The organism is Ruegeria sp. BE9 (assembly GCF_056538765.1).
The window spans coordinates 1-22,137 of sequence record NZ_JBQFTS010000007.1 but is presented as its reverse complement, the minus strand read 5'-3'; the positions used below and the strand labels follow the sequence as shown (position 1 = coordinate 22,137).

Below are 22,137 nucleotides of genomic sequence, written 5' to 3'. Positions count from 1 at the left end.
ACGCCCGATACAACCTAGCTGCGAATGCGCCAGCCCGTTTTAAAGATCCACCAGATAACACCAAGGCACAGTCCGGTGAACGCCAGAATAGCAAGCAGACTGAATCCAATCGGAACATCGGCCAAACCATAGAATGACCACCGAAATCCCGAGATCAGATAGACCACCGGATTGAACAAAGTGATCGTCTGCCAAACGGGTGGCAGCATGGAGATCGAATAAAACGTGCCCCCCAGAAAGATCAATGGCGTCACCACAAGCTGCGGCACCAATGACATCTGCTCAAAATTGCTGGCCCAGATACCGATGATGAACCCGAGCAATGAAAAGCTAAGGCACGTGAGGATCAGGAAGGCCGCCATTGCAAAGGGATGCTCAATCCGCAAATCCACAAAGAAGCTGGCCGTGATCAGAATTACGACGCCAACGAATAAAGATTTGGTCGCCGCGGCCCCCACATAACCGATCACAATCTCAATAAAATTCACCGGTGCGGACAAAAGTTCGTAAATCGTACCCAGAAACTTGGGAAAATAGATTCCGAAAGACGCGTTTGAGATTGCCAGCATCACAACCGACAACATAATCAGACCTGGCACGATAAATGCGCCGTAGGAGACCCCTTCGACTTCTTGAATACGGCTACCAATAGCGGTGCCGAACACTACGAAATACAGCGAGGTCGATAGGACCGGAGACAGAAAACTCTGTGCTAGAGTACGAAAGAACCGGGCCATTTCGAACCGGTAGATGGCGGCAATGGCGGACCAGTTCATGAAGATTCTCCGGACACCAAATTGACAAAGATTTCTTCCAGGCTCGACTGCCTGGTTTGTACATCACGCAATACCAGTCCCGTTTGCGCCACGTCGTTCAGCAGCGTCGTTATCCCGGTGCGATCGGCATTTGTATCATAGGTGTAAACCAGAGCATCTCCGTTGCCGTTCAGCGCCAGGTTATGCGCCGCCAAGCTATCCGGTATAGCCGTGATCGGTTCAGTGAGCATGACTTCGATCTGCTTTTTACCCATCTGGGCCATCAAGGTGTCTTTTTCCTGCACCAACAGCAGTTCACCCTTGTCGATGACGCCAATGCGGTCGGCGATCGCTTCGGCCTCTTCGATGTAATGCGTTGTCAGGATGATAGTTACACCTGCTTGCTTCAGCTCGGCCACGATCTCCCACATATCCTTGCGCAACTCGACGTCGACACCAGCAGTCGGCTCGTCCAGAAAAAGCACACGCGGCTCATGCGCCAAAGCCTTGGCGATCAGAACGCGCCGTTTCATCCCGCCGGATAGTTCTTTGACTGCGTTCTTGCGCTTATCCCAAAGAGACAGCTTGCGCAGGATTTCTTCGATCCGCGCATTGTCCTTGCCGTAGCCGAACAAACCGCGCGAGAATCGAACCGTATTCCAGACCTTTTCAAAGGGCTCTAACGCAATCTCCTGCGGCACCAACCCGATCATTCTGCGCGCGGCTCTAAAATCGGTCTGGATGTCGTGGCCACCCACTGTAACAGAACCTGAGCTTGGCGTGGTGATCCCGCAGACAGTTGATATAAGCGTCGTCTTCCCGGCCCCGTTCGGACCCAACAGCGCCAAGATTTCCCCCTGCTCGATATCCAGAGATACGCCTTTCAGCGCCTCGAATCCGTCGGCATAGGATTTACGCAAATCCTTGATTGAAAGAATGGTCGTCATGCACGTTCCCTGTTCTGGCGGCGACCCTACCCCGCCCGCTGAGGACAGAACAGATCAATTCCGCACAACGCCAAGCGCATTTTAGCACAGTGAATCAAACCTGACCGGTCTGGCGCATTTCAGCGATACGCTTTTGCACCAACTCGATATGCAGTCGGGCATCATACTGGCCCTGCCGAAACGCCGCAGGAAGCCGCAGCGAGGCCAGACGCTCGTCGAGTGCGCTTAGATGGGCCTGCATGTTAGTAAGGGCCTGATCATCGGGATCCTTGGCCAATTCTTCCTCGATCTCTCGAATTTCAGGGTAATGCTGCCAAACCCTCCAACGCATCGCGTATCCGTAAGCAAATGGCAGAATACGTATCAGCGGCACGACGATGAAGAAGAAAGGCAACAGCAATAGCAACACGCGATTGATCTGCGCGGCGATCCAATAAGGCAACCAGTTGTGCCATGTCGAAGGGCCATCCAGGATCAGTTGCCGGGCCGTATTGCTGACGTTCAGCCCTGTTCCCTCCAATCTGGGAAACACACCCGGGTCGGTGATAATGCCTCGGGACCTGTGAAGCTCGATCGCGGCCATCGTCAGCCGGTTGACCAGCGCCGGATGTAGGTCGGGTCGCACGACCAGCCGCGCTTCGATTGCAATCAAATCTACAGGGCGCGGCGGCAGCACCGGATCAAGCGCCATTCCACCTGCAGGAACGGTCACGACACTCGCGTATTCCAACCTCCGCGAAATGGCCTCAACGTGATCAAGACCAAGCACCCGCAGACCAGGCTCTTCATACGCGGCTTTCAGATATGGCGCCTCGATCGGGGCAACATAGACCGCGATATCCAGCTGATCGTTCAATAGGGCCGCAGCTGCGTCTGCATAAGGGATTTGCAGATGCGTGTTATCTGTTTCTGACAAACCGACAGCGCGCTCGAAATCCCGGAATGCAGCCGCCGTTCCAGATCCGGGCGCGCCACTGTTTATGCGCAGACCTCTCCACAACGCAGGATTCAGAGGAATGTTGGCCCCTTGGTTCACGAGAAAAATGACCGGCTCAAAGAACACGGCGCCCACTGCCTCGGCCTTTTTGGGGTCTACCCTGATGCCACCCTGCAAAAAGGCTGCGTCAACCACACCCTGTTCCAGCAACTGAGCATTTTCCACGGAACCGGCGGTTTCAAGGATCTCTAGCTGAATTTCGTCTTGGGCCAGTATGCCTGCATAATCCTGCGCAACTGTCTCATAGGCGCCGCCAGCCGGACCGGCAGCCAGGACAACGTTGCTGGGCGGGTGCAGTCGCGTAAGAATACCCAACAACACCGCTAGCGCCACGGCGCTTGCAAAAAAAATCCACAACCGCATTAACGAGCCTCGCTCTCCATCCCAGTTCAAACGCTAAGGGGCACGCAAGCATCTGACAAGTCACCAGACTCAGAGCTTGCAATCCGCTTGTGATCCCGAAAACCTGCACCAAACAGGAGGGGCGCAATGCTGAACGGTTTTCGGATCATCGAAATCGAAGGGTTAGGTCCCGGTCCCTTCGCTGCCATGTTGCTGGCGGATTTAGGGGCAGACGTCATCACCATTCACCGCAAAGGTTCCGCGGTGGCGCCCGGCATGCCGGAACAATCCGTGCTGGATCGTGGTAAACGGTCGATTGACCTGAACTTGAAAGACGCCGGCGACCTGCAAATCGCCAAACGCCTGATCACTTCGGCCGACGCCCTGATCGAGGGCTTCCGACCCGGGGTGATGGAGAAACTGGGACTCGGACCGGAGGCTTGCCATGATCTGAACCCACAATTGGTCTATGGCCGAATGACAGGTTGGGGGCAGGAAAGCCCACTGTCAGACACGGCAGGGCATGATCTGAATTACATCGCCCTGTCCGGAGCTCTCTGGTACGGCTCGGCACCAGATCAACCACCGCAAACCCCGGCTACTCTGGTCGGTGACATTGGCGGTGGAGCTATGTACCTCGTCGCAGGTATTTTGGCTGGGCTTCTGAATGCGCAGAAAACGGGAAAAGGCACGGTGGTCGACGCCGCTATTTACGACGGCTCGGCGCACATGATGAACCTGCTCATGAGTCTCGGCCAAACTGGAAACCTGTCAGAAAAACGCGGCCAAAGCCTGCTGGACGGCCCCCATTGGAGCCGCACCTATGCCTGTTCCGACGGCGGCTTCGTCACTGTGCAATGCCTGGAACCCAAGTTTTACGCTCTGTTTCTAAAGAAGTTGGGGCTGTCGGATGACCCTGACTTTCAACACCAATACGATCGTACGACCTGGCCCACTCTCACTCAGCGACTGAGCGAAATCTTCTCAACCAAGCCTCGGAGGTATTGGGCAGAACTGTTCCAAGGCAGCGATGCCTGTGTCGCGCCTGTCCTTAGCCCGACTGAGGCGCAAACCCATCCGATGAACGCGGCCCGACAAACTTGGCAAATGATCGACGATACATTTCAAGCCGCTGCGGCACCAAGGTTCTCGACAGCCGAATGGACTCCCAAACCCAGCCCCAACCGCGGTGAACACCGTCAGGAGATTCTCAATGAACTCGACGAAAAGGGTGCGCCCGCTGCGTTGTTTGATGAAAAACACCCCAAGGGATGACATGACATCAAACTGATGAGGGGCGCCCCCAGATCGTTACTTTCCGCGCACTGTGTCGATCATCAACTGCACGTTATCGGGGTCCGCATCCGGTGTGATGCCGTGACCGAGGTTGAAAATGTGCGGCCCTTTCGAGAACGCCTCGACGATCTGGCGTGTCTCATCCACCAGCGCCTGCCCTCCGGTGACCATATGCGATGAGGCCAGGTTTCCCTGCACACATCCATCCACCTGCACGTGCTCGGCCGCCCATTCCGGCGAGACCGAGTTGTCCAGTGCAACACAATCGACGCCGGTCGCCTTGGCGAAACCGATATAGCCGTCGCCCGCCTCACGCGGGAAACCGATCACCGGGATGCCAGGGTGACGCTCTTTGATGGCCTGCGTGATCACGCGGCAGGGCTCAACTGCGTATTTCTGAAACGCCTCGCCCTTCAGCGACCCGGCCCAGCTGTCAAAGATCTTGACCACTTCAGCCCCGGCTTCGATCTGAGCCGACAGGTATTCTATGGTCGCCAGAGTAATACGCTCCAGCAACGCTTCGAAAAGGGCATTGTCTTGTTCGCGCAAGGCATGTGCCGGACCCTGATCGGGCGTGCCTCGCCCAGCGATCATGTAAGTAGCCACCGTCCACGGCGCGCCCGCGAATCCGATCAGAGTGGTCTCGGACGGCAACTCCCGCGACAGGATGCGCACAGTTTCGTAAACAGGGGACAGAGTTTCATGGATGGCCTCGACCGATTTCAACGCGTCGAACTCTGATTGCTGCGTGATGGTCGACAAACGCGGACCCTCACCCGTGACGAACCACAGATCAGCACCCAATGCCTGAGGCACCAGGAGAATGTCTGCAAAAAGGATTGCGGCGTCGAACCCATAACGGCGGATCGGCTGCAAAGTCACCTCGGCGGCAAGTTCTGGGTTATAACACAGCGACAAAAAGTCTCCGGCCTGTGCCCGCGTCGCCCGATATTCTGGCAGATACCGCCCGGCCTGGCGCATCATCCAGATCGGTGGCACCTCTTGCACCTCGCCCGCCAGCGCCTTCAGCAGTTTCTTTGTCTCGGCCATGCTTGCCCCCAATCGTCTGGTTTGTCGCAACGGGTCTGCCTTCGGCGGCAATTTGTCAAGCCATGCCCCCATTGTCAGGGCAATGTGACGCGACTAAAGCTGTGGCCATGACACTGACCCTGCCCACACCCGCCTCACCGCTGAAAATCGGCACCCGTGGCTCGCCTCTGGCGCTGGCACAAGCCTATGAAACCCGGCAAAGGCTGAGTGCCGCCTTCGACTTGCCGGAGGATGCGTTCGAGATTGTGGTGATCAAAACGACTGGCGACAACCGTGCCATGATCGATGCGGACCGCCCGCTGAAGGAAATTGGCAACAAGGGTCTGTTCACCAAAGAAATCGAAGAGGCGATGCTGCGCGGCGATATCGACATCGCGGTGCACTCGACCAAGGACATGCCGGTGGAGCAGCCGGAGGGCTTGGTGCTGGACACATTCCTACCGCGCGAGGATGTTCGGGATGCGTTCATCTCACCTAGCCTCAGCTCAATCCACGATCTCCCGCAAGGTGCGACTGTTGGCACCTCGTCCCTGCGGCGTCGGGCACAGTTGCTGAACCGGCGGCCTGACCTGAACGTGGTCGAATTCCGTGGCAACGTTCAAACTCGGCTCAAGAAACTGGCCGATGGCGTGGCCGATTGCACGTTTCTGGCCATGGCTGGCATCCGCCGCCTAAGCATGGACGAAGTCCCCGCTACTGCCATCGCTCCCGAAGACATGCTGCCTGCGATCGCCCAAGGTACCATCGGTATCGAGCGTCGCAGCGACGATTCCCGCGCTGGTGGAATGTTGGAGGCCATTCATCACACAGAGACCGGCCATAGACTGAAAGCCGAACGCGCCTTGTTGGCGGCTCTGGATGGATCCTGTGAAACACCGATCGCAGGGCTGGCAGAGATACAAAATGACCAGTTGCGCCTGCGTGGCGAAGTGTTGCGCCCGGATGGATCCGAGGCCATTGCCGAAGAGATGGCCGGTACAATCGCAGACGGTGCCCAGATGGGTCGGGCAATGGCTGAAACTCTGTTGAAAAAGGCTGGGCCGGGCTTCTTCGATTGGAGAAATTAACAAAAATTTGAGTAATGTGAACTACTTCACTGTAGTTCACGTTCCCGTCTGGCATTACTATGTCATACCGGTTGAGAAGTCGGGTCAGTCTCGAATAAGTCGAAAAATTTGGTCTGTTTGTTCGTTTAAGTGGTATTCGAGGGGGCGAGACTTACCCTGAAATCCAACCGAAAGGGCCGCTGTCATAGTTTGACAGCGGCCCGTTTTCTTTCCGGCACACCCCTTACATGGCGCTTATGGCTTGAACGGCTTTTTCAACGGCCTCGCGTGTCATCTCAAGATCGGCGTCCGTTACAGCCACAGAAGGATACAGCTTTCCAGGCGACTTAAAGATACCATTTACACGCAACTTTTCGTTGTAGATTGCGTTGCGTTTTGGATCATCATGTTTGGCACTGCGATAGTCGCGGCAGACTGTGTCAGTAAAGTAGATATCGAATAGAGTTTCGTCCCCACATATCTGGTGTGGAATTCCAGCCTTTGCCAGCGCATCCACCTGCATCTGCTGCAGCTTCGCACCTGTTGCACGCAGTTGATCGTAAACTCCCGCCCGGCTCAGGACTTCCATGGTCTTCAAACCCGCGACCGAGGCCACCGGGTTGCCGGACAAAGTACCCAACTGCATCAGCCAACCGTCTTCACCCACTTTGGACTTGTCAAAGTGCTTCATGATCTCGGCACTTGCGCCCAGCGCGGCCAGAGGGAACCCACCGCCGATGATCTTACCCAATGTGCAGATATCAGGTGTCACTCCGTATCTTTCCTGCGCGCCGCCATAAGCTAGCCGGAAACCGGTGACGATCTCATCAAAGATCAGCAGGACGTTGTGCTTGTCACACAGATCACGCAGGCCTTGCAGGTAGCCGGGCAAAGGCGGGATGATCCGCTGTAGTGGCTCAACCATGATTGCGGCGATGTCGTCATGCTCATCCAGCAAGGCCGCAACAGCCTCAAGGTCATTAAACGGCGCAATCAGCATCTGCTCGGCCACGCTGTCAGGAATACCAGCACTGTCCGGCACGGCCTGCGGGAAATTAACCTGCCGGCTGGGAGCAAGGCTCATCTGCGCTTCGGCGCTCATGCCGTGGTAGCCACCTTCGAATTTCAGGATTTTGTTGCGTCCGGTGTAAGCGCGGGCCAAACGGATCGCATACATATCCGCCTCTCCGCCCGAGGCAACAAAGCGCACCTGCTCACAGCAGGGCACGGCGTTGACGATGGCCTCGGCCAGTTCAATGCCTTTGGCATTGTTAGCAAAAAAGGTCATGCCTTTTGGCAATTGCTCCAGTACGGCTTCCATCACCTCGGGGTGACCATGGCCCAACAGCATTGGCCCAGAGCCGATCAAATAGTCGATGTATTCGGTACCATCTTCATCCCAGACGCGGCTGCCTTCGCCACGCGCAATGATGATACCGGGGTCGAAATTGCCAAATCCCCCGGCGGGCAGAGCCTCATTCGCGCGGGTGATCCATTCGGATTGAGTGTTGATCTTCAGCATCTCACACGATCTCCAATATCGGGGAACCAAGGGTTTCGGGGTCCGGGGTCACACCTAACCCCGGACCTTCGGGCGGGGCAATCCGGCCCTCTTCACGGTTTGGTGCGTCGGGACAAATTCGCGGGGCCACATAGGACGACAGATCGCAGGTGTTCAGCAACGATCCATGAGGGGTCGACGCCGCAAAGTGCAGAGAAGCTGCAGTAACGATATCCGACCCCCAGGTGCATTCCGCGCAAATCTCAGCTCCCAGATGCACTGTCAGATCCCGCGCCCGGCGCATGGCCGACAACCCGCCGAACTTCGACAGCTTCAACGCGACGGCATCCATGCAACCCAGCTCATGCGCACGCATCAGCGAGGCCAGATCATGCGCGTTTTCATCGATCTTCATTGGCAAGCCGGTGGCCTGCCGAACGGCAGCGCAGTCTTCCAGCGTCTTGCAGGGCTGTTCCAGCATCACATCTAGATGTGCGACGGCACGACCCGTCCGTGTAGCCTGTAAGCGCGATGCACCGCAGTTCCAATCACAATAGACCAACGGTCCCTGCCCCACGGCCTCACGCACCTTGGTCAAGCGTTCGGCATCAGCCTGCCAGTCGCCCTCGACCCCCAGCTTGACCTGAAACTGCCGAATGCCGGTCTGATAGGCGGTCTGAGCGATCCGGGCCATCTCATCTGGGGCGATGCAGGTGATCGAGTGGTACAGCGGCATATCCTTGCGCGTTCTCCCACCCAACAACGCATAAACCGGCTGGCCTGCGGCGTGGCCGAACAAGTCCCAAAGGGCGATATCAACCATAGACTTGGCATAGCGATGACCCTGCAGGAACCCGTCCAGTTTGCGCATCGGCGCATCGACGCCAAACGGGGACATTCCCAGAATTTCTGGCCCCATTTCCATAATCGCCGCCGGCACACCGCCCGCATAGGCGGGCAGGTAATGCGGGATCGGGCAGACCTCCCCCCAACCTTTCAACCCTGTATCCGTCTCAAGACACAGGACATGCGATGTCACGGTCGCGCAGGTTTTGCCCTCGGCCATGTGATAGGTTTCGTGGCTGGTCAGATCGACGGACCAAAGCGTTATCTTATTGATCTTCATTGATATACTCCGACCGGTTCGCCCAGCGCATCTTCGTCAGGATGCACGCCAAGACCCGACGCTTCTGGCAGGTGCAGATGTCCGTCGATGTTGCGCGGCCCGCGTCCGCCCGCGACATCGACGGTGATCATGTCCTGACAGGCCCAAACGGCATGGCAGTTGTCATCCGGGATAGTAGCGGCCAGATGCAGGGCTTCGGTATCGGCGAGAACCGAGCCTCCGGTCGCCATCACGAACATGTCGATCCCGTGCGCCAGCGCGATATCCCGCATCCGCGCGGCCTTGGTCAGGCCACCGACGCGGTTCAGCTTGATCCCGAACACCTCTGCCAATCCATCGCGGGCAATACGGGCAGCATCCTGCAAAGTCACAAGGCTTTCATCCACCGAAACAGGTGAGGCATGGAGACCCGAAATCGCGGCGATATCATCCAGCGTTTCAACGGGTTGCTCGAACATCACGTTCAAGTCTTCGCAGGCGCTCATCACCCGGAGGGCCTGCTGCCGGGTCCATCCTCGGTTTACGTCATAAAGGACAATCTCATCCGGTCGTCGGATGCTTTCCACGTCTCGAACTCGGGCGATGTCGCGCTCTACATCGCCACCGATCTTCACCGAATGGGCAATGTAACCCCGACTGCGGTAGCGCTCCATCACTTCGCGGGTTTCCTCGACGGTCTTTGCCCCGACCGAAGAAGCGATTGGTCTTGGGGTCCGTGATCCTCCGCCCATCAGATCGGCAATCGGCAGACCTGCCGCTTGCCCGGCGATATCCCAGCAGGCCATATCGACAGGGCTTTTGGCATAGAGATGTCCGGGCAACGCGAGGTCCATCGCACGCTCCACCTCCAGCACCTTGCGTGGATCAAGGCCAACGATAAACGGCGCCATCGTTTGAATTCCGGCTCGAATTCCCGGCCCGTGCGCAGGTACATAAGTATGACCCCAAGGGGTTCCTTCCCCCCAGCCGATCAAACCTGTATCGGTTTCAACCTTTACCAGCGTCGCGTCGAGCTTTTCGAACTTCAGTCGACCGGCGGACAGCCAATAAGGGTGCTCCAACGGCAAATCGACCTGAAAGACCGAGATCCGGGTGATTTTCATTTCAGTTCCACTTCGACAAAGGACATCGGTACGTCCCCGGCGTTAACAACGTTATGCTCGATGCCCTCGTCGCGGCGATACGAGGTTCCTGCTGAGATCATGACCTCGTTGGTCGAGCCATCGGGCAATTCCAATCGCATCTGACAATCGGTAACCGCGGTAACGACGTAATCCATCGCGTGGCGGTGCCACCCGGTTTCTGCGCCCGGAGCGAAGTCGAAACGTGTTACCCGCACTCGATCATCATCAATCATCTGGGTTGCTACGGCTTGTTGTCTCATAGGCTGTACTCCTCCAACGGCGCGCCCAGGCTTTCGAAATCCGGGGTCACACCCAATCCCGGGGTATCCGATGCAAAAAGCTTGCCGTCCCGCGACGTTGGCCCGCCAATCCCGGTTGATCGGGTATTATAATTCATCAGATCCGTTGTGTTCTGAAGATACTCGTTCGGTGTCGAAGCCGCGAAATGCGCCACAACCGAAGTGGCTATCTCTCCACCCCAGGTGTCCTCGCTAACGACCGGAATGCGGTTATCGACCAGATAGTCCCTTACCCGACGCGCTTTACTGAGCCCGCCAAGGTTCGAGATTTTCAGACAACAGATCTCGGCCCCGCGATCCGCGACAATCCGCTGCGCCATATGCATGCCCGTTACGCACTCATCCAGCTTCATCGGCTGTTCAGCCACACGCCGCACCTGTTGGCATTCCTCATATGTTCGACAGGGCTGCTCAAGAATGAAGTCTAGATCTCGTGTCGCGCGCGCCACGCGGATTGCATTGTCAACGCGCCAACCTTGGTTGGCATCGGCCATCGCCTTTTCACCCGGCTTCAGCAGCGGCACCGTGCTGCGAATACGGTCAATATCGGTGGCCCAATCGCCGCCGACCTTGACTTGAAACTGCCGATAACCTTGCTCTCGGTAACGGTTCATCTCAACCACGGTTTCGTCTACGGCCTTCTGCGGCGCGACCCTGTACATCGGCGCACCATCAGTCAGCTTACCACCCAGCAACATCCAGACAGGCTGATCGCAAGCTTGCCCCAATATATCCCAGCACGCCGCATCGAACGGAGCCTTGGCATATCCGTGGCCCTGCACCAAATGATCCATGAGGTGCTCGATCCGCCCCACTTGCCGGGGATCTTCTCCTAGCAAAGACGGTGCTACCAGCCGCGCTAACGCGGGCACCCCTTCGGAATGGGCGACCATATAGTTCTCACCACAGGGCGTGAACTCACCACAGCCCTGCAATCCGGCGTCGGTATCAATGACCACCACTGAGGCAATGGCCGTCTCAATCGCATTACCCGCACCCCAAACGTAAGCCCCACCCACATAGGGCAGTCCGGTCTGATAGATGCGGATACGGGTGATTTTCATGCTGCATCCATCCGAGGCAAATCATTCATCCCCTCGCCGCGCCAAAGGACAAAGGTCAGAATAGGTTGGTCGGTTGTGGTCATTGCGTGGCTCTGCCAACTGGAATGCAAACGGGTCTGGCCGGGGCCAACAAAAGCCTCATCGCCATCGACCCTGAATAAGGCGCTACCGGCGAGTGTCAGATAAATCTCTTCGGCCTGATGGCTGTGCCAATCATAGTCCAGACCCGCCCCCCAGTATCCGACATAGCCGCGCAGCTGTGTTGAGTGAAAATGCCCTGTTGGTCCGAACAGCTCAAAATACCCATAGCGGCTCAGGAAGTCTGCGCCGACTTCCTCTTCGGTATAGGTGTGTTTCCATTGGGCCAGATGTGTGGTTGCCTTGATCGCTGAAACAAGTGCGCCGGTCAGGTCACTGTTTTCTGCATCGATATCCCGCACCAAGTCCGCTGCGGGAATATGGTTTGGTTGTTCATACGCTGGCGTCAGGTCCGAAGGCCAAGTGCCAAAGTCCGACAAGTCAGGATGCGCCTGATGCACCTGCCGCGCGGCCTCTAATACGTCATCCAAAGTCATGGGATCACCACAATATTTCCGGTGTGCTGTTTTGCGATAAAGGCGGCTTGTGCCTCACGCAGTTCCTCAAGTGGGTAGGTTGCGGCGAGGGCGGGTTTGATCTCACCGGCTTCGATGTATTTCACAAGGTTCCGCATGACCTGAGGATCAATCACTGTCGAGCCTGTGAAAGTGAGGTCGCGCAGATAGAATGTGCGAAGATCGAAATCAACCATCGGCCCGGCAATCGCACCAGAGCATGTGTAACGCCCGCCGCGCTCTAAGACATCGATCAAGTTCGGCCAATACGGCCCCCCCACAACATCCGCGACCACTGTGATTTTTTCCTCGCCCAGCGCCGCGCGCAAATTTTCGGGGGCACGCGGCAGGATCATGTCCGGCCCCAGCCTTGCGACATCAGCATGCTTTGCCTCGGACGCCATCGCGATCACGCGCGCGCCACGGCGTTTGGCCAATTGCACCAAAGCACCACCTACGCCACCTGACGCACCAGGGACCAAAACCGTGTCTTTTTCGGTCACGTTGGCGCGGGCAAGCATGCCTTCGGCTGTGGAATACGAACACGAAAAAGTCGCCAGTTCTGCGTCAGACAGATCAGACGTGATCGGCACCGCGTTAATGGCCAGAGTCGTGGCATATTCAGCAAAGCCACCATCGCGCTCCGAGCCATAATAGCCGGTCTTGTCCTTGTTCTCTGGATCAGCCGGATCACGCAGCCACCCATCGGTAATGACACGCTCACCAATGCGGGCGCTGTCTACGCCCTCGCCTACGGCTACGATTTCACCGCAGATATCGGCTCCTTGGATGCGCGGAAAAGTTATCGGCGCGCCGCCCCAAGTGGGATCGTCCTCACCGACCTCTTCGAATGCGCCTCCGGTAGTCGCATCGGTAACGGTCTTGGAATACCACCCCGATCGAGTGTTTACGTCGGTGTTGTTCAGGCCACAGGCCGCGACCTTAATCAGCACTTCGCCGGCGTCAGGTTCGGGGCGGGGCCAGTTGGGGTGAAGGACCATCTGCTCTAAACCACCGTGGCCCATTGTGACCATGGCTTTCATTTTATCAGGCAGGCTCATTATGCAGTCTCCAATGCAGCGTCAGTGCGCGGAAGCAAGCTTTGCGGGTCGTACGCCGGTTCGCCAAGTACGCGGGCCGCGCGGGGTGTTCCGTGAATCACCACTTGCAGTGCGGTTCCCGGTGCTGCTGCCTCGGGCTTGATGTAAGCGAAGGCCAGGATTTTGCCGACCGTATGCCCATAGGCCACCGAAGCCGTCGAGCCGACAACGCGACCATCCAGCATCACTGCCTCACCGCCGTGGCCGTCAATCTCACCATCCGGCTCAATTTCCAGATAGGCACATACCCATGGCAGATCAGTGTTCAGGGTCTTGTCCTTGCCCAGATACTCTTTATCGGTTCGGGCAAAGCGCAGCACATCTGCCTCGGCCAGAGTGACCTCATTGGTCAGTTCACCCGCACCTTTGAAGCCCTTCTCCATCCGCATCACATTCATGGCAAAGCTGCCATAGTCGGCGATACCATGCGGCTCACCAGCCGACCAAAGCGCATTGTAGACGTCAAGGCACGCAGCGTTGGGCATGTGCAATTCCCAGCCCAGCTCTCCGGCATAAGACATGCGGAAGGCCCAGACCTTATGGCCCGCGACCGTGATCTCTTGTGCTGACAGCCAGCGGAACCCAGCATTTGTCAGATCAGCATCGGTGCAGCGCGCCAATACATCGCGCGACCGGGGGCCGTTCAGCGACAAGGCCGACCAATCAGCGGAGAGCGCAGTGATCTGCACATCCTCATCCGCGCGCTGTTGAGTCAGATGGTCCAGCAGGCGCTGTTCGAAAAAGGCAGCGCAGACCAGATAAAATCGGTCCTCGGCCAAACGGACAATCGTGGTCTCCAGCTCGATCCGACCCCGGCGGTTCAGCATATGGGTCAGCGTGATTGAGCCGACCTTTTGCGGCATCCGGTTGGCAGTCAGCCGGTCCAGCAAGGCATAGGCGTCCGGTCCCGATACCTCGACCTTCGTAAAGGCTGTGACATCCATGATGCCGACACTTTCCCGAACCGCCTTGACCTCGGCCGCAACCATGTCGTCGGCGGGCGTTCGGCGGAAGGAGTAGTGATCGCGCTGCTCGACACCGTCCCGCGCAAACCAACGGGGACGTTCGAAGCCATAGACCTCTTCATGAACCGCGCCCTTGGATTTCAGCAGCTCGTAGAGCGGCGACGGTTTGATCGGACGCCCTTCCAGACGGTTGAAATGGGGAAAGGGGATTTCGTGGCGCAGGCAGTAGTCTTCCTCGGCCTTGATCACCTGCCAGTCCTTGCTGGCATAGCTTCCGAACCTACGCGGATCGAATTCGCGCATCGAGATATCGGCGGCGCCGTGCACCATCCAGCGCGCCAGTTCGCGGGTCAGACCCGGCCCCCAGCCAATACCGATCTGCGTCCCACAGCAGCACCAGTAATTCCGCACGCCTGGCGCAGGCCCGATCAGCGGATTGCCATCCGGCGGATGCGAGATCGCCCCATGCACATCGCGCTGAATGCCCAGCTCGGCAAAGATCGGCATTCGGTTCAGGCTTTCCTCAAGCCACGGCATCACCCGATCATAGTCTGCGTCGAACAGCCAGTTTTCGTACTCCCAAGGGCAATGATCATGCCAGACCGAGTTCGGATTTTCTTTCTCATAGATCCCGATCAACCCGCGCTGCTGTTCCATCCGAATGTAGCCGGAGACCTTGCGGTCATCGCGGATGACCGGGAGCTCTTTGTCCAAATTTTGGAACTCGGGCACCGGTTCCGTCACGAAATAATGGTGAGTCATTGACGTCATGGGCAATTGCAGACCCGACCATTCGCCCATCTGACGGGCATAGGTGCCGCCTGCGTTCACCACATGTTCGCAGGTGATGGTGCCCATCTCGGTTTCAACTACCCACTCGCCGTTGTCGGCCTGCGTGATGTTGGTGGCGCGGCAGTTGCGGAAGATTTGCACGCCCTTCTGACGCGCGCCCGTTGCCATTGCCATTGTCACGTTGGTCGGGTCCACATGACCGTCATCCGGCGTGTGCAAAGCGCCTAGAACACCTTCAAGATTGTAGAACGGGTGCAGCTCGGCCACCTTCTCCGGGCCGACCAGTTCGATATTGAAGCCTAGCGACCGACCTACAGAAAGGGTGTGGCGCAACCAGTCCATCTCATCTTCGGTATAGGCAAGGCGAAATGAACCGCAGCCGTGCCATGTTACTGGCTGGCCAGTTTCGGCTTCCAGCTGGCCCGAATACAAACCGATATTGTAATCCACGCATTTCCCCAGCCCAAAGCTTGAGGTCGAATGCGTGATCTGGCCCGCCGCGTGCCAAGTGCTGCCACTGGTCAGCTCGGCCTTTTCCAGCAGGACGGTATCATCGCCCCAGCCTTCATGTGCAAGGTGATAGGCCAGACCGACCCCCATGACACCTCCTCCGACAATGACCACCCGTGCATGTGACGGCAATTTCTTCTCGGACATGACATTTCCTCTTCCCGAGTCGCTTTTCTGCTCGACAGGCTAATTCCACATTTGTACCATCGTCAATCATGAATGACACAAATGTATCATATACCGTTCTGGACCGCCTGACCGAAGAGTGGGATGCCCTCACGCCCGAGGCGCAGAAAGCCGCGCGCTATGTTCTGGAAAACCCGACAGATGTTGGGGTTTCGACGGTGCGCGAGATCGCCGAAGCAGCAAATGTGAAACCCAACACGTTCGTGCGTATGGCCCGTCAAGTTGGCTTTGAGGGGTACGAGGATTTTCGTGCACCGTTCCGCGATGCGATTCGAAATGGCAACGTATCGTTCCCCGATCGCGCCAAATGGCTACAGGATATCGGCAAGTCCGGAGAACTGGGCGGCCTTTACGCGGATATGATCGGCGCAACGATCCGCAACATAGAAGAGACGTTTGCCAGCATCGATCCTGCTCGACTGGAGGCCGCAGCCAAAGATATCTGGAATTGCCGCCAGATTTTCACGCTTGGGGTCGGTGTGAACAACGCAAACGCGCGCAACTTCACCTATCTGGCATCAACAGGGATGAAACAGTTCCACGCGATCCCACGCCCTGGTTCGACGCCTGTCGATGATCTGGCATGGGCAGATGATCAGGATGTGCTGATCGCCATGACCTGCCGACCCTATCGAACAGAGGTGATCGAAGCCTTCAAACTGGCGCGTGAACAAGGCCTGACCGTGATTGGCATATCCGACAGCCCAGCCAGCCCGGTTATCATCGGCGCCCATCATGGGTTCGTCATCGCCGCAGATACACCTCAATTCTTCCCGTCGTCCGTATCGACCATTGCTTTGCTTGAGACACTGCTTTCCTTCGTGATTGCAGTTTCCAGTGACGAAATCGTCGAGCGGGTGGAACGGTTTCATCAACGCAGACACCAACTCGGCATCTACGCGGAGGAGCCCGAATGAACGCACCCCTGACCCATTCATTGGACGCGCGCTATTACACTGATCCTGCGATTTTTGAGCAGGAGATGCAGGGGCTTTTGGCCCGAACGTGGCAGTTTGCCGGACACGTGGCGCAGGTAAGGGAACCCGGCGATTACTTTGCGTTTGAGATCGCGGGTCAGAACCTATTCTGTATCCGGGGTCGAGACGGAGAAATCCGTACCTTCTATAACGTCTGCCAGCATCGTGCGCATGAGATGGTTACCGGCGCGGGCAACACACGGGTCGTGGTTTGCCCCTACCACGCCTGGACCTACGAACTGTCCGGCCAACTGCGCGCTGGCCCCAACATCAAGTCCGTCCCCGGTTTTGATCGCAGCGCCATTTGCCTGACCTCGGTCCGGACCGAAGTGTTCAACGGGTTCATCTTCGTCAACCTGGACGATGACGCCGCTCCAATGGACGAATGGTACCCCGGTGTGCGCGAGGAAATCCGCGCCTTTGTGCCACATATTGACGATCTGGAACCGTTGGAATGGGTTGAGATCCCAGAAAACTGTAACTGGAAGGTCAGTATCGAGAACTACTCGGAATGCTACCATTGCCCGACCAACCACCCGACCTTTGCCGAAGGTGTGGTCAAGCCCGAGACCTATGACATCCAACCCGATGCGGGTGGCGGCTATGTTCTGCGTCATACGACCGAATGCCAGAGCCTCGACAAGATGACCTATCCCATCGACCTGTCGGTGCCCCATGCAGGGGACTATCAGTCATGGTTCCTGTGGCCGATGTTCTCGTTCCAGTGCTATCCGGGCAATGTGTTGAACACGTATCACTGGCGCGCCAACGATGCCGACCACTGCACCGTCTGGCGTGGTTGGTACACCGAGGGTGGCTCCGAAAGCGCGGTGATTCGGCAACTGGCCGTTCAGGATCGCGAAACCACGGTCGAGGAAGACATCCATCTGGTTGAATCTGTTCATCGAGGTTTGAAGTCCCGTGGCTACCGCCCCGGCCCTCTGGTGCTGGACCCTGGCTGTGGCGTGATGTCGGAACATTCGATCGCGCGGCTTCAGCAATGGATGCGCGAGGCGGTGGACTAATGCACGTGGCTTTCCGCCCATGATGATGCCCGAAGACTGGCGCCCGGAACACAAGCTGTTCCCGCATCAAGTGGGTTTCACCTGCCCACCGTTTGATTTTGATGCGGCGCCATCTGATTTCTTGCGCATGTGTCCCGAAACGGTGGGTGTCCACGGGTGGATGCTGCATGTTCCGGACTACGTGCACGGACTAGATCAGCGAAAGCAGAACTTCGGGATGCTCGAAGATTTCGTCCACTGCATGTCCCGAAACGGCGTCGATGTGTGCGGGCAGGTCGGTTCGAATTGGGTCCATGCCTGCGGGTTGGGTGTAGAGGGCGTTCGCCAACATTGCGCCGATCTGTCCGACAGATATGGAACCCAGTTTCACATGGCAGGTTACGCCATGGTGGAAGCTTTGCGGGAAATGAACGTCGAGAAGGTCGCCTTGAACGCCGCTTATCACTGGCCTGAGTGGTGGCAAGGCACGGTCGGTTTCCTGCAAGAGGCTGGGTTCGACGTGTTGTACGCAGGGAACTTTCATGATCAGGGTTGGTTTGCCAGCCAAGAGGAAGTGAACAGCTATCGGTGGGTATTCGATGGCGATCTGGCATTCAAAAGCTTTGTGTACGTTGCCGAACAGGCGCCAATGGCCGATGCCATACTAATCAACGGTATGTGCAACTTCCGAACAGGCCCAAACGGCCTGCCTCAAAGACCTCTGCATCTGGCCGATCAACTAGAGGCTACCGTCGGCAAACCGGTCATCGGCCACGACATCGCACTCTACTGGCGCATCTTTAAGTCGTTGGGTCTTGCGCCGGAAACGCCGCATGGCCAGCTTTTGAAACGGCTCTAAACCCGGAGGCCCCAAAGCATGCACAAAATTCTTGCACTCTGGGCGGTGCCCCGATCCACCTCAACCGCCTTTGAGTGGATGATGCGGCAACGCGGTGACCTGGATTGTCTGCACGAGCCGTTCGGCGAAGCATGGTATCAAGGCGAAGACCCGCTGTGGCATAGGTTCAAACCGGGGGATGTTACGACACCTGGTTTGACATTGGACAGCGTCTGGCAGGACATAAAGGCGCGGGCTCAAAATGGCCCTGTCTTCATCAAGGACTTCCCCCACTACATCAACCACATGTGGAATGCAGAGTTCCTGTCGCATTTCAACCATGCCTTCCTGATCCGCGATCCGGCGAAAACCATCACCTCGATGTACAAACGCTGGCCAGATTTTTCCGAGGGCGAGGTTGGTTTTCCCGAACAACGCGCCCTGTTTGATTTGCTGACTGCTCTGAACGGCACGCCTCCACCAGTTATCGACAGCGATGATCTACTGGAAAACCCTCATGCCATGACACAAGCGTTCTGTTCCGCTGTCGGCATCCCTTTTGTCGAAGACGCCCTAAGCTGGGAAGCAGGCGGTGACCCCTCAGCCCACAGTTGGTGGGATGGAGGATCGTTTCACGCCAATCTTGCAAACTCGACCGGCCTAGCCCCGCAACCCCGTAAGTACATCGAAATTGAAAACGCACCTGACCGGGTGAAACAGGTGCACCGTCGCATGAAACCGCACTATGATCACCTCTACAAACATCGTCTGACGCGCTGAAGAACCGGAGACCCCAAATGGCAGACATTTTCGACGAAGACCTTTTCCTAAAAGGGCTGGAGCAACGCAAAAACACTCTCGGCGCGGAGTATGTAGAAAAGAATCTGGCTGCGGCGGATGACTTTACCCGTCCGTTTCAAGAGGCCATGACGGCTTGGTGCTGGGGCTTTGGCTGGGGCGACGATGTGATCGATGCCAAGACACGATCGATGATGAACCTGTCGATGATCGGTGCACTGGGTAAGATGCACGAATGGGAGATCCACTGCAAAGGTGCGATCAACAACGGCGTCACCCCCGAAGAAATCCGCGCCATCATTCACGTCGTCGGGATTTACTGCGGCGTTCCACAAGCGCTTGAGTGTTTTCGTGTGGCCCGCAAAGTTCTGAACGCCGAGTAGAGCTTACACTTTTGGAATTCGGCCCGGTCGCCCTTGCGGTGGCCGGACCTGTTCAAAGCTCGAAAATGGGGCACTTTAACCAGAGTATTGCAGCCGGGTTATCATCCACTCAGCGAGAGCGAACTGAGTTCGCCTCGTATTCATTGACGTGCGCTCTTAGCGTCGCAATGGCACGCTCGGCTGCAGCAATGTCTTTGCGAATTTGTGCGGCCTCAAGATGATCAATGCGACCATCGCTCAGCGCGGATTCCACCTGCGCCGCAGCTTCAGACGCATCGACCATCATTTTGATAACTGAGTGGCGCAAGCTCTCTTTTTCGTCTAGCTCGGGCTGATCCAAGCCACCTCTTTCCGCTGCAAAGAAGGCAGAGCCTGAAAGGACCCAGCTTGCTATTCGTGCATCAGGTAGGACCGAGATTAGGTCACGAACTTCTTCGGGTGCGAAGACTACGCGGTTTCGTAATCTGGCATAAAGGGCATCATAAGACATACCCATTGCCTCCGCGATGGAAGCGGTACGACCCCTTTCATCCGTCACCAAAAGGCTGTGTACGAAATCTGCGAACTCCTGCCCTCTGTCCATAATCTCTCCACTAAAATTCCCTTTATTTCTGTACAGTTCTTTCCACGATGTCAATTTTACATGGGCTGGGCAGCCCTTGTGTTAGATCGGGCTAGAAGCTGGATTTAGATGCCTCGATCAGCGGCTGCTCTTCTAAGGTTTTACCGCTAGTTCGAACCAAGTCCGCCCGACATTGGTAATCGCTCAACGATGCGGGCTTAGTGGTGGTGCGCGCCACTGACCCTGAAGATGCTCCATCTCGTAGTATCGCTCCAGATTGATCACCTGACCCGGCTTTCCAACCCGGTGAAGCAACGCCATTCGTGGTTTAAGCGCCCGATGCGCCCAATCAGGAAACCCGAACCTGTCAGCGAATGACCTTTGCACAGCGGCGTTGTGGAAGCCAAAGCCGCAAATAGTGGCGGTATTGTTAAGGATAGTCGCAGAGGATTTGGGGTATCTCGACGATAGCTGCTCGAGATCTTGCCAAAAACTCCATACCCTAATGCCATAACCGCGCATCAACGTCGTGGCAGTTTCAAGCTCGGGCAGATATCCAAGATGCCATGCCTCATCTATGAGGAAAAGTGTTTCACGCGGCGGTAAAGACATCCGGGTTTGAAACAAGGCCATCAATGCACCAAGCCAAACACGCAACAACGGCCCAGCATTTGCAAGGCGATGAGGAGGCACAACAATGTAGATGGTTATGTTCTCTCCGCGTACTAAGGCATCTGGATCAAAGGTAGTTTTACAGATCGACTTTTGGATTAAAGCGCTGGAAAACGAAGGCAACCAACGCTGTGCCGTAGAGATAATGGAGGCCTTTACTCTGGCTTCAGCGTTCGACACCTGGGACAAAGCCCTGCGAACAACCGTGTTCTTTGAGCGCCTGCAATCCTTGAAAGTCAGCTCCATTTCCTTGTGAGATTGCGATGCCTGATGCGCGACTTCAGATAGATTTCTGAGACCTCGAGGCATCTCACCGCAAATGTAGGTAATCAGATCCGCAATCATTTGTACCGCGCTCTGGTCCCAGAACGGATCAGTCACCGACTGTCCAGGCGCAATTCGTTTAGCGAGCGAAAAACACTCTTCCTGAAAATCAGGGCGCGTCGGATCAATCAGGTCCATCACGTTGAAAGCCCCGGCGTCCTCCTCGGGAAAGAAGTCAAACGGGTCGAGCAGGACGACGTCGTGTCCCATGTTCTTGCGTGCCGTTGCAGTGGTGGCCCAAGCTTCACCTTTCACATCAAGAACCACGGCGGGACCCTGCCAAGTCAACAAAGCTGGGATGAGATGGCTTGCCCCCTTTCCAGCGCCAGTCGGAGCTATCGATATCACATGGCCTTCTCGATGGGGCGTGACCCAATCCGGAGGTGCAATATCACTTATTTCTTCGGAGCATCGGAACCCGGCAGACTTTTGTGTGTTTTGGTTAATTTCTCTGCCTAGTGGTAGTTCTGGGGTATTGTTTTTCCGGATGTTTTGTTGAGTTGGAAAGTGTGCACCCATCTTCAAGCTCCTGTACTTTTCCGAGAGCCTTGAATTATTTAACTGGTGCACGAATTGCTTTCAAAATGTCCGGGGTCATTTTGATACGCGGTAACGACCTGATCGAGGCCGGGCGATTTTCTGAGTTTGGATATGGGAGCGTGTTGATACCAAATGAGGGTCGGTATCTTTGGTTGCTTTATACTTGCGTTATGCGTTGTACAGACGGCCTTCAGGTTATGAACCTAAAGAGGTGCAGCCATTGCCGGATTTTCTTAGTTGGAGAGGTATATTAACTATTTGACGCTGGTTGCGGGAGTAGGATTTGAACCTACGACCTTCAGGTTATGAGCCTGACGAGCTACCGGGCTGCTCCATCCCGCGTCAG

General features: G+C 56.6%; 21 protein-coding genes and 1 tRNA gene. 7 read left to right on the top strand and 15 right to left on the bottom strand.

Annotated features, from left to right (window positions below; all coding sequences use genetic code 11):
* Positions 1 to 14: 14 nt before the first annotated feature.
* From ACR0EO_RS17030 to ACR0EO_RS17020, 3 genes are all read right to left on the bottom strand, one after another.
* Positions 15 to 776: an ABC transporter permease gene (locus tag ACR0EO_RS17030; RefSeq protein ID WP_480691790.1), complete on the bottom strand. Its 762-nt coding sequence runs from the start codon at positions 774 to 776 to the stop codon at positions 15 to 17.
* On the bottom strand, positions 773 to 1,702 hold the full coding sequence (locus ACR0EO_RS17025; protein ID WP_480691788.1) for an ABC transporter ATP-binding protein: 930 nt from the start codon (positions 1,700 to 1,702) through the stop codon (positions 773 to 775). Before ACR0EO_RS17025 ends, ACR0EO_RS17030 begins: the two co-directional genes overlap by 4 nt.
* Positions 1,703 to 1,796: 94 nt before the next feature.
* A complete protein-coding gene (locus ACR0EO_RS17020) occupies positions 1,797 to 3,062 on the bottom strand; it encodes a TAXI family TRAP transporter solute-binding subunit (protein ID WP_480691787.1) in 1,266 nt (421 codons plus the stop codon).
* A 126-nt stretch (positions 3,063 to 3,188) separates the two neighbouring features.
* Between ACR0EO_RS17020 and ACR0EO_RS17015 the strand changes: the two genes are divergently transcribed.
* On the top strand, positions 3,189 to 4,316 hold the full coding sequence (locus ACR0EO_RS17015; RefSeq protein WP_480691786.1) for a CaiB/BaiF CoA transferase family protein: 1,128 nt from the start codon (positions 3,189 to 3,191) through the stop codon (positions 4,314 to 4,316).
* 36 nt (positions 4,317 to 4,352) lie between these two features.
* On the opposite strand, the gene hemE is transcribed toward ACR0EO_RS17015, so the two are convergent.
* The gene (hemE, locus tag ACR0EO_RS17010; protein WP_480691785.1) at positions 4,353 to 5,387 is read right to left on the bottom strand and encodes a uroporphyrinogen decarboxylase; all 1,035 of its coding nucleotides are present in this window, start codon (positions 5,385 to 5,387) and stop codon (positions 4,353 to 4,355) included.
* A 107-nt stretch (positions 5,388 to 5,494) separates the two neighbouring features.
* Between hemE and hemC the strand changes: the two genes are divergently transcribed.
* Positions 5,495 to 6,454 carry a hydroxymethylbilane synthase gene (gene hemC / locus ACR0EO_RS17005; RefSeq protein WP_480691784.1) on the top strand — a complete coding sequence of 320 codons (960 nt, stop codon included), beginning with the start codon at positions 5,495 to 5,497 and terminating at the stop codon, positions 6,452 to 6,454.
* 223 nt (positions 6,455 to 6,677) lie between these two features.
* Here the strand turns inward: hemC and ACR0EO_RS17000 are convergent, their stop codons facing one another.
* Genes ACR0EO_RS17000 through ACR0EO_RS16965 form a run of 8 tightly spaced genes read right to left on the bottom strand, consistent with a single transcriptional unit; the run spans position 6,678 to position 15,654 of the window.
* Positions 6,678 to 7,955 carry an aspartate aminotransferase family protein gene (locus tag ACR0EO_RS17000; RefSeq protein WP_480691783.1) on the bottom strand — a complete coding sequence of 426 codons (1,278 nt, stop codon included), beginning with the start codon at positions 7,953 to 7,955 and terminating at the stop codon, positions 6,678 to 6,680.
* A gap of 1 nt (position 7,956) precedes the next feature.
* Complete coding sequence (locus tag ACR0EO_RS16995; RefSeq protein WP_480691782.1) at positions 7,957 to 9,060, bottom strand: mandelate racemase/muconate lactonizing enzyme family protein; 1,104 nt, start codon at positions 9,058 to 9,060, stop codon at positions 7,957 to 7,959.
* Positions 9,057 to 10,163, bottom strand: a complete 1,107-nt coding sequence (locus ACR0EO_RS16990; RefSeq protein WP_480691781.1) for a mandelate racemase/muconate lactonizing enzyme family protein — start codon at positions 10,161 to 10,163, stop codon at positions 9,057 to 9,059. The genes ACR0EO_RS16995 and ACR0EO_RS16990 overlap by 4 nt, the downstream gene beginning before the upstream one ends.
* Entirely contained in the window at positions 10,160 to 10,444 is a 285-nt protein-coding gene (locus tag ACR0EO_RS16985; protein WP_480691779.1) for a cupin domain-containing protein, read from the bottom strand. Before ACR0EO_RS16985 ends, ACR0EO_RS16990 begins: the two co-directional genes overlap by 4 nt.
* Positions 10,441 to 11,547, bottom strand: coding sequence for a mandelate racemase/muconate lactonizing enzyme family protein (locus ACR0EO_RS16980; protein ID WP_480691777.1), 1,107 nt, complete (start codon positions 11,545 to 11,547; stop codon positions 10,441 to 10,443). The genes ACR0EO_RS16985 and ACR0EO_RS16980 overlap by 4 nt, the downstream gene beginning before the upstream one ends.
* Positions 11,544 to 12,122: a dimethylsulfonioproprionate lyase family protein gene (locus tag ACR0EO_RS16975; protein WP_480691775.1), complete on the bottom strand. Its 579-nt coding sequence runs from the start codon at positions 12,120 to 12,122 to the stop codon at positions 11,544 to 11,546. Before ACR0EO_RS16975 ends, ACR0EO_RS16980 begins: the two co-directional genes overlap by 4 nt.
* Entirely contained in the window at positions 12,119 to 13,201 is a 1,083-nt protein-coding gene (locus ACR0EO_RS16970) for an alcohol dehydrogenase family protein (RefSeq protein WP_480691774.1), read from the bottom strand. The genes ACR0EO_RS16975 and ACR0EO_RS16970 overlap by 4 nt, the downstream gene beginning before the upstream one ends.
* Complete coding sequence (locus ACR0EO_RS16965) at positions 13,201 to 15,654, bottom strand: FAD-dependent oxidoreductase (protein WP_480691773.1); 2,454 nt, start codon at positions 15,652 to 15,654, stop codon at positions 13,201 to 13,203. The genes ACR0EO_RS16970 and ACR0EO_RS16965 overlap by 1 nt, the downstream gene beginning before the upstream one ends.
* Before the next feature lie 68 nt (positions 15,655 to 15,722).
* Here ACR0EO_RS16965 and ACR0EO_RS16960 point away from each other — a divergent pair, with 68 nt between their 5' ends.
* From ACR0EO_RS16960 to ACR0EO_RS16940, 5 genes are read left to right on the top strand one after another with little or no spacing between them, the layout of a single operon-like run.
* Positions 15,723 to 16,610, top strand: a complete 888-nt coding sequence (locus ACR0EO_RS16960) for a MurR/RpiR family transcriptional regulator (protein WP_480691772.1) — start codon at positions 15,723 to 15,725, stop codon at positions 16,608 to 16,610.
* Positions 16,607 to 17,695 (top strand): aromatic ring-hydroxylating oxygenase subunit alpha, encoded by a 1,089-nt coding sequence (locus tag ACR0EO_RS16955; protein WP_480691771.1) that lies wholly within the window; start codon positions 16,607 to 16,609, stop codon positions 17,693 to 17,695. Before ACR0EO_RS16960 ends, ACR0EO_RS16955 begins: the two co-directional genes overlap by 4 nt.
* A gap of 19 nt (positions 17,696 to 17,714) precedes the next feature.
* Complete coding sequence (locus ACR0EO_RS16950; protein WP_480691769.1) at positions 17,715 to 18,533, top strand: hypothetical protein; 819 nt, start codon at positions 17,715 to 17,717, stop codon at positions 18,531 to 18,533.
* A gap of 18 nt (positions 18,534 to 18,551) precedes the next feature.
* Entirely contained in the window at positions 18,552 to 19,292 is a 741-nt protein-coding gene (locus ACR0EO_RS16945) for a sulfotransferase-like domain-containing protein (RefSeq protein WP_480691768.1), read from the top strand.
* 17 nt (positions 19,293 to 19,309) lie between these two features.
* Positions 19,310 to 19,693: a carboxymuconolactone decarboxylase family protein gene (locus tag ACR0EO_RS16940; RefSeq protein ID WP_480691766.1), complete on the top strand. Its 384-nt coding sequence runs from the start codon at positions 19,310 to 19,312 to the stop codon at positions 19,691 to 19,693.
* A gap of 109 nt (positions 19,694 to 19,802) precedes the next feature.
* Here ACR0EO_RS16940 and ACR0EO_RS16935 read toward each other — a convergent pair whose 3' ends face one another.
* From ACR0EO_RS16935 to ACR0EO_RS16925, 3 genes are all read right to left on the bottom strand, one after another.
* Positions 19,803 to 20,276, bottom strand: a complete 474-nt coding sequence (locus ACR0EO_RS16935; RefSeq protein WP_480691764.1) for a phage regulatory CII family protein — start codon at positions 20,274 to 20,276, stop codon at positions 19,803 to 19,805.
* 183 nt (positions 20,277 to 20,459) lie between these two features.
* On the bottom strand, positions 20,460 to 21,770 hold the full coding sequence (locus tag ACR0EO_RS16930; RefSeq protein WP_480691762.1) for a type IV secretory system conjugative DNA transfer family protein: 1,311 nt from the start codon (positions 21,768 to 21,770) through the stop codon (positions 20,460 to 20,462).
* A gap of 286 nt (positions 21,771 to 22,056) precedes the next feature.
* Positions 22,057 to 22,133 (bottom strand) — tRNA-Met (locus ACR0EO_RS16925).
* Positions 22,134 to 22,137 lie beyond the last annotated feature (4 nt).

Coding starts and splice junctions, on each gene's coding strand:
- ACR0EO_RS16985 (WP_480691779.1), bottom strand. CDS start 10,444: ATGAGACAACAAGCCGTAGCAACCCAGATGATTGATGATGATCGAGTG.
- ACR0EO_RS16950 (WP_480691769.1), top strand. CDS start 17,715: ATGATGATGCCCGAAGACTGGCGCCCGGAACACAAGCTGTTCCCGCAT.
- ACR0EO_RS16995 (WP_480691782.1), bottom strand. CDS start 9,060: ATGAAGATCAATAAGATAACGCTTTGGTCCGTCGATCTGACCAGCCAC.
- ACR0EO_RS16940 (WP_480691766.1), top strand. CDS start 19,310: ATGGCAGACATTTTCGACGAAGACCTTTTCCTAAAAGGGCTGGAGCAA.
- hemC (WP_480691784.1), top strand. CDS start 5,495: ATGACACTGACCCTGCCCACACCCGCCTCACCGCTGAAAATCGGCACC.
- ACR0EO_RS16975 (WP_480691775.1), bottom strand. CDS start 12,122: ATGACTTTGGATGACGTATTAGAGGCCGCGCGGCAGGTGCATCAGGCG.
- ACR0EO_RS16980 (WP_480691777.1), bottom strand. CDS start 11,547: ATGAAAATCACCCGTATCCGCATCTATCAGACCGGACTGCCCTATGTG.
- ACR0EO_RS17015 (WP_480691786.1), top strand. CDS start 3,189: ATGCTGAACGGTTTTCGGATCATCGAAATCGAAGGGTTAGGTCCCGGT.
- ACR0EO_RS16935 (WP_480691764.1), bottom strand. CDS start 20,276: ATGGACAGAGGGCAGGAGTTCGCAGATTTCGTACACAGCCTTTTGGTG.
- ACR0EO_RS17025 (WP_480691788.1), bottom strand. CDS start 1,702: ATGACGACCATTCTTTCAATCAAGGATTTGCGTAAATCCTATGCCGAC.
- ACR0EO_RS16930 (WP_480691762.1), bottom strand. CDS start 21,770: ATGGGTGCACACTTTCCAACTCAACAAAACATCCGGAAAAACAATACC.
- ACR0EO_RS16960 (WP_480691772.1), top strand. CDS start 15,723: ATGAATGACACAAATGTATCATATACCGTTCTGGACCGCCTGACCGAA.
- ACR0EO_RS16945 (WP_480691768.1), top strand. CDS start 18,552: ATGCACAAAATTCTTGCACTCTGGGCGGTGCCCCGATCCACCTCAACC.
- ACR0EO_RS17030 (WP_480691790.1), bottom strand. CDS start 776: ATGAACTGGTCCGCCATTGCCGCCATCTACCGGTTCGAAATGGCCCGG.
- ACR0EO_RS16965 (WP_480691773.1), bottom strand. CDS start 15,654: ATGTCCGAGAAGAAATTGCCGTCACATGCACGGGTGGTCATTGTCGGA.
- ACR0EO_RS16970 (WP_480691774.1), bottom strand. CDS start 13,201: ATGAGCCTGCCTGATAAAATGAAAGCCATGGTCACAATGGGCCACGGT.
- ACR0EO_RS16990 (WP_480691781.1), bottom strand. CDS start 10,163: ATGAAAATCACCCGGATCTCGGTCTTTCAGGTCGATTTGCCGTTGGAG.
- ACR0EO_RS17020 (WP_480691787.1), bottom strand. CDS start 3,062: ATGCGGTTGTGGATTTTTTTTGCAAGCGCCGTGGCGCTAGCGGTGTTG.
- ACR0EO_RS17000 (WP_480691783.1), bottom strand. CDS start 7,955: ATGCTGAAGATCAACACTCAATCCGAATGGATCACCCGCGCGAATGAG.
- hemE (WP_480691785.1), bottom strand. CDS start 5,387: ATGGCCGAGACAAAGAAACTGCTGAAGGCGCTGGCGGGCGAGGTGCAA.
- ACR0EO_RS16955 (WP_480691771.1), top strand. CDS start 16,607: ATGAACGCACCCCTGACCCATTCATTGGACGCGCGCTATTACACTGAT.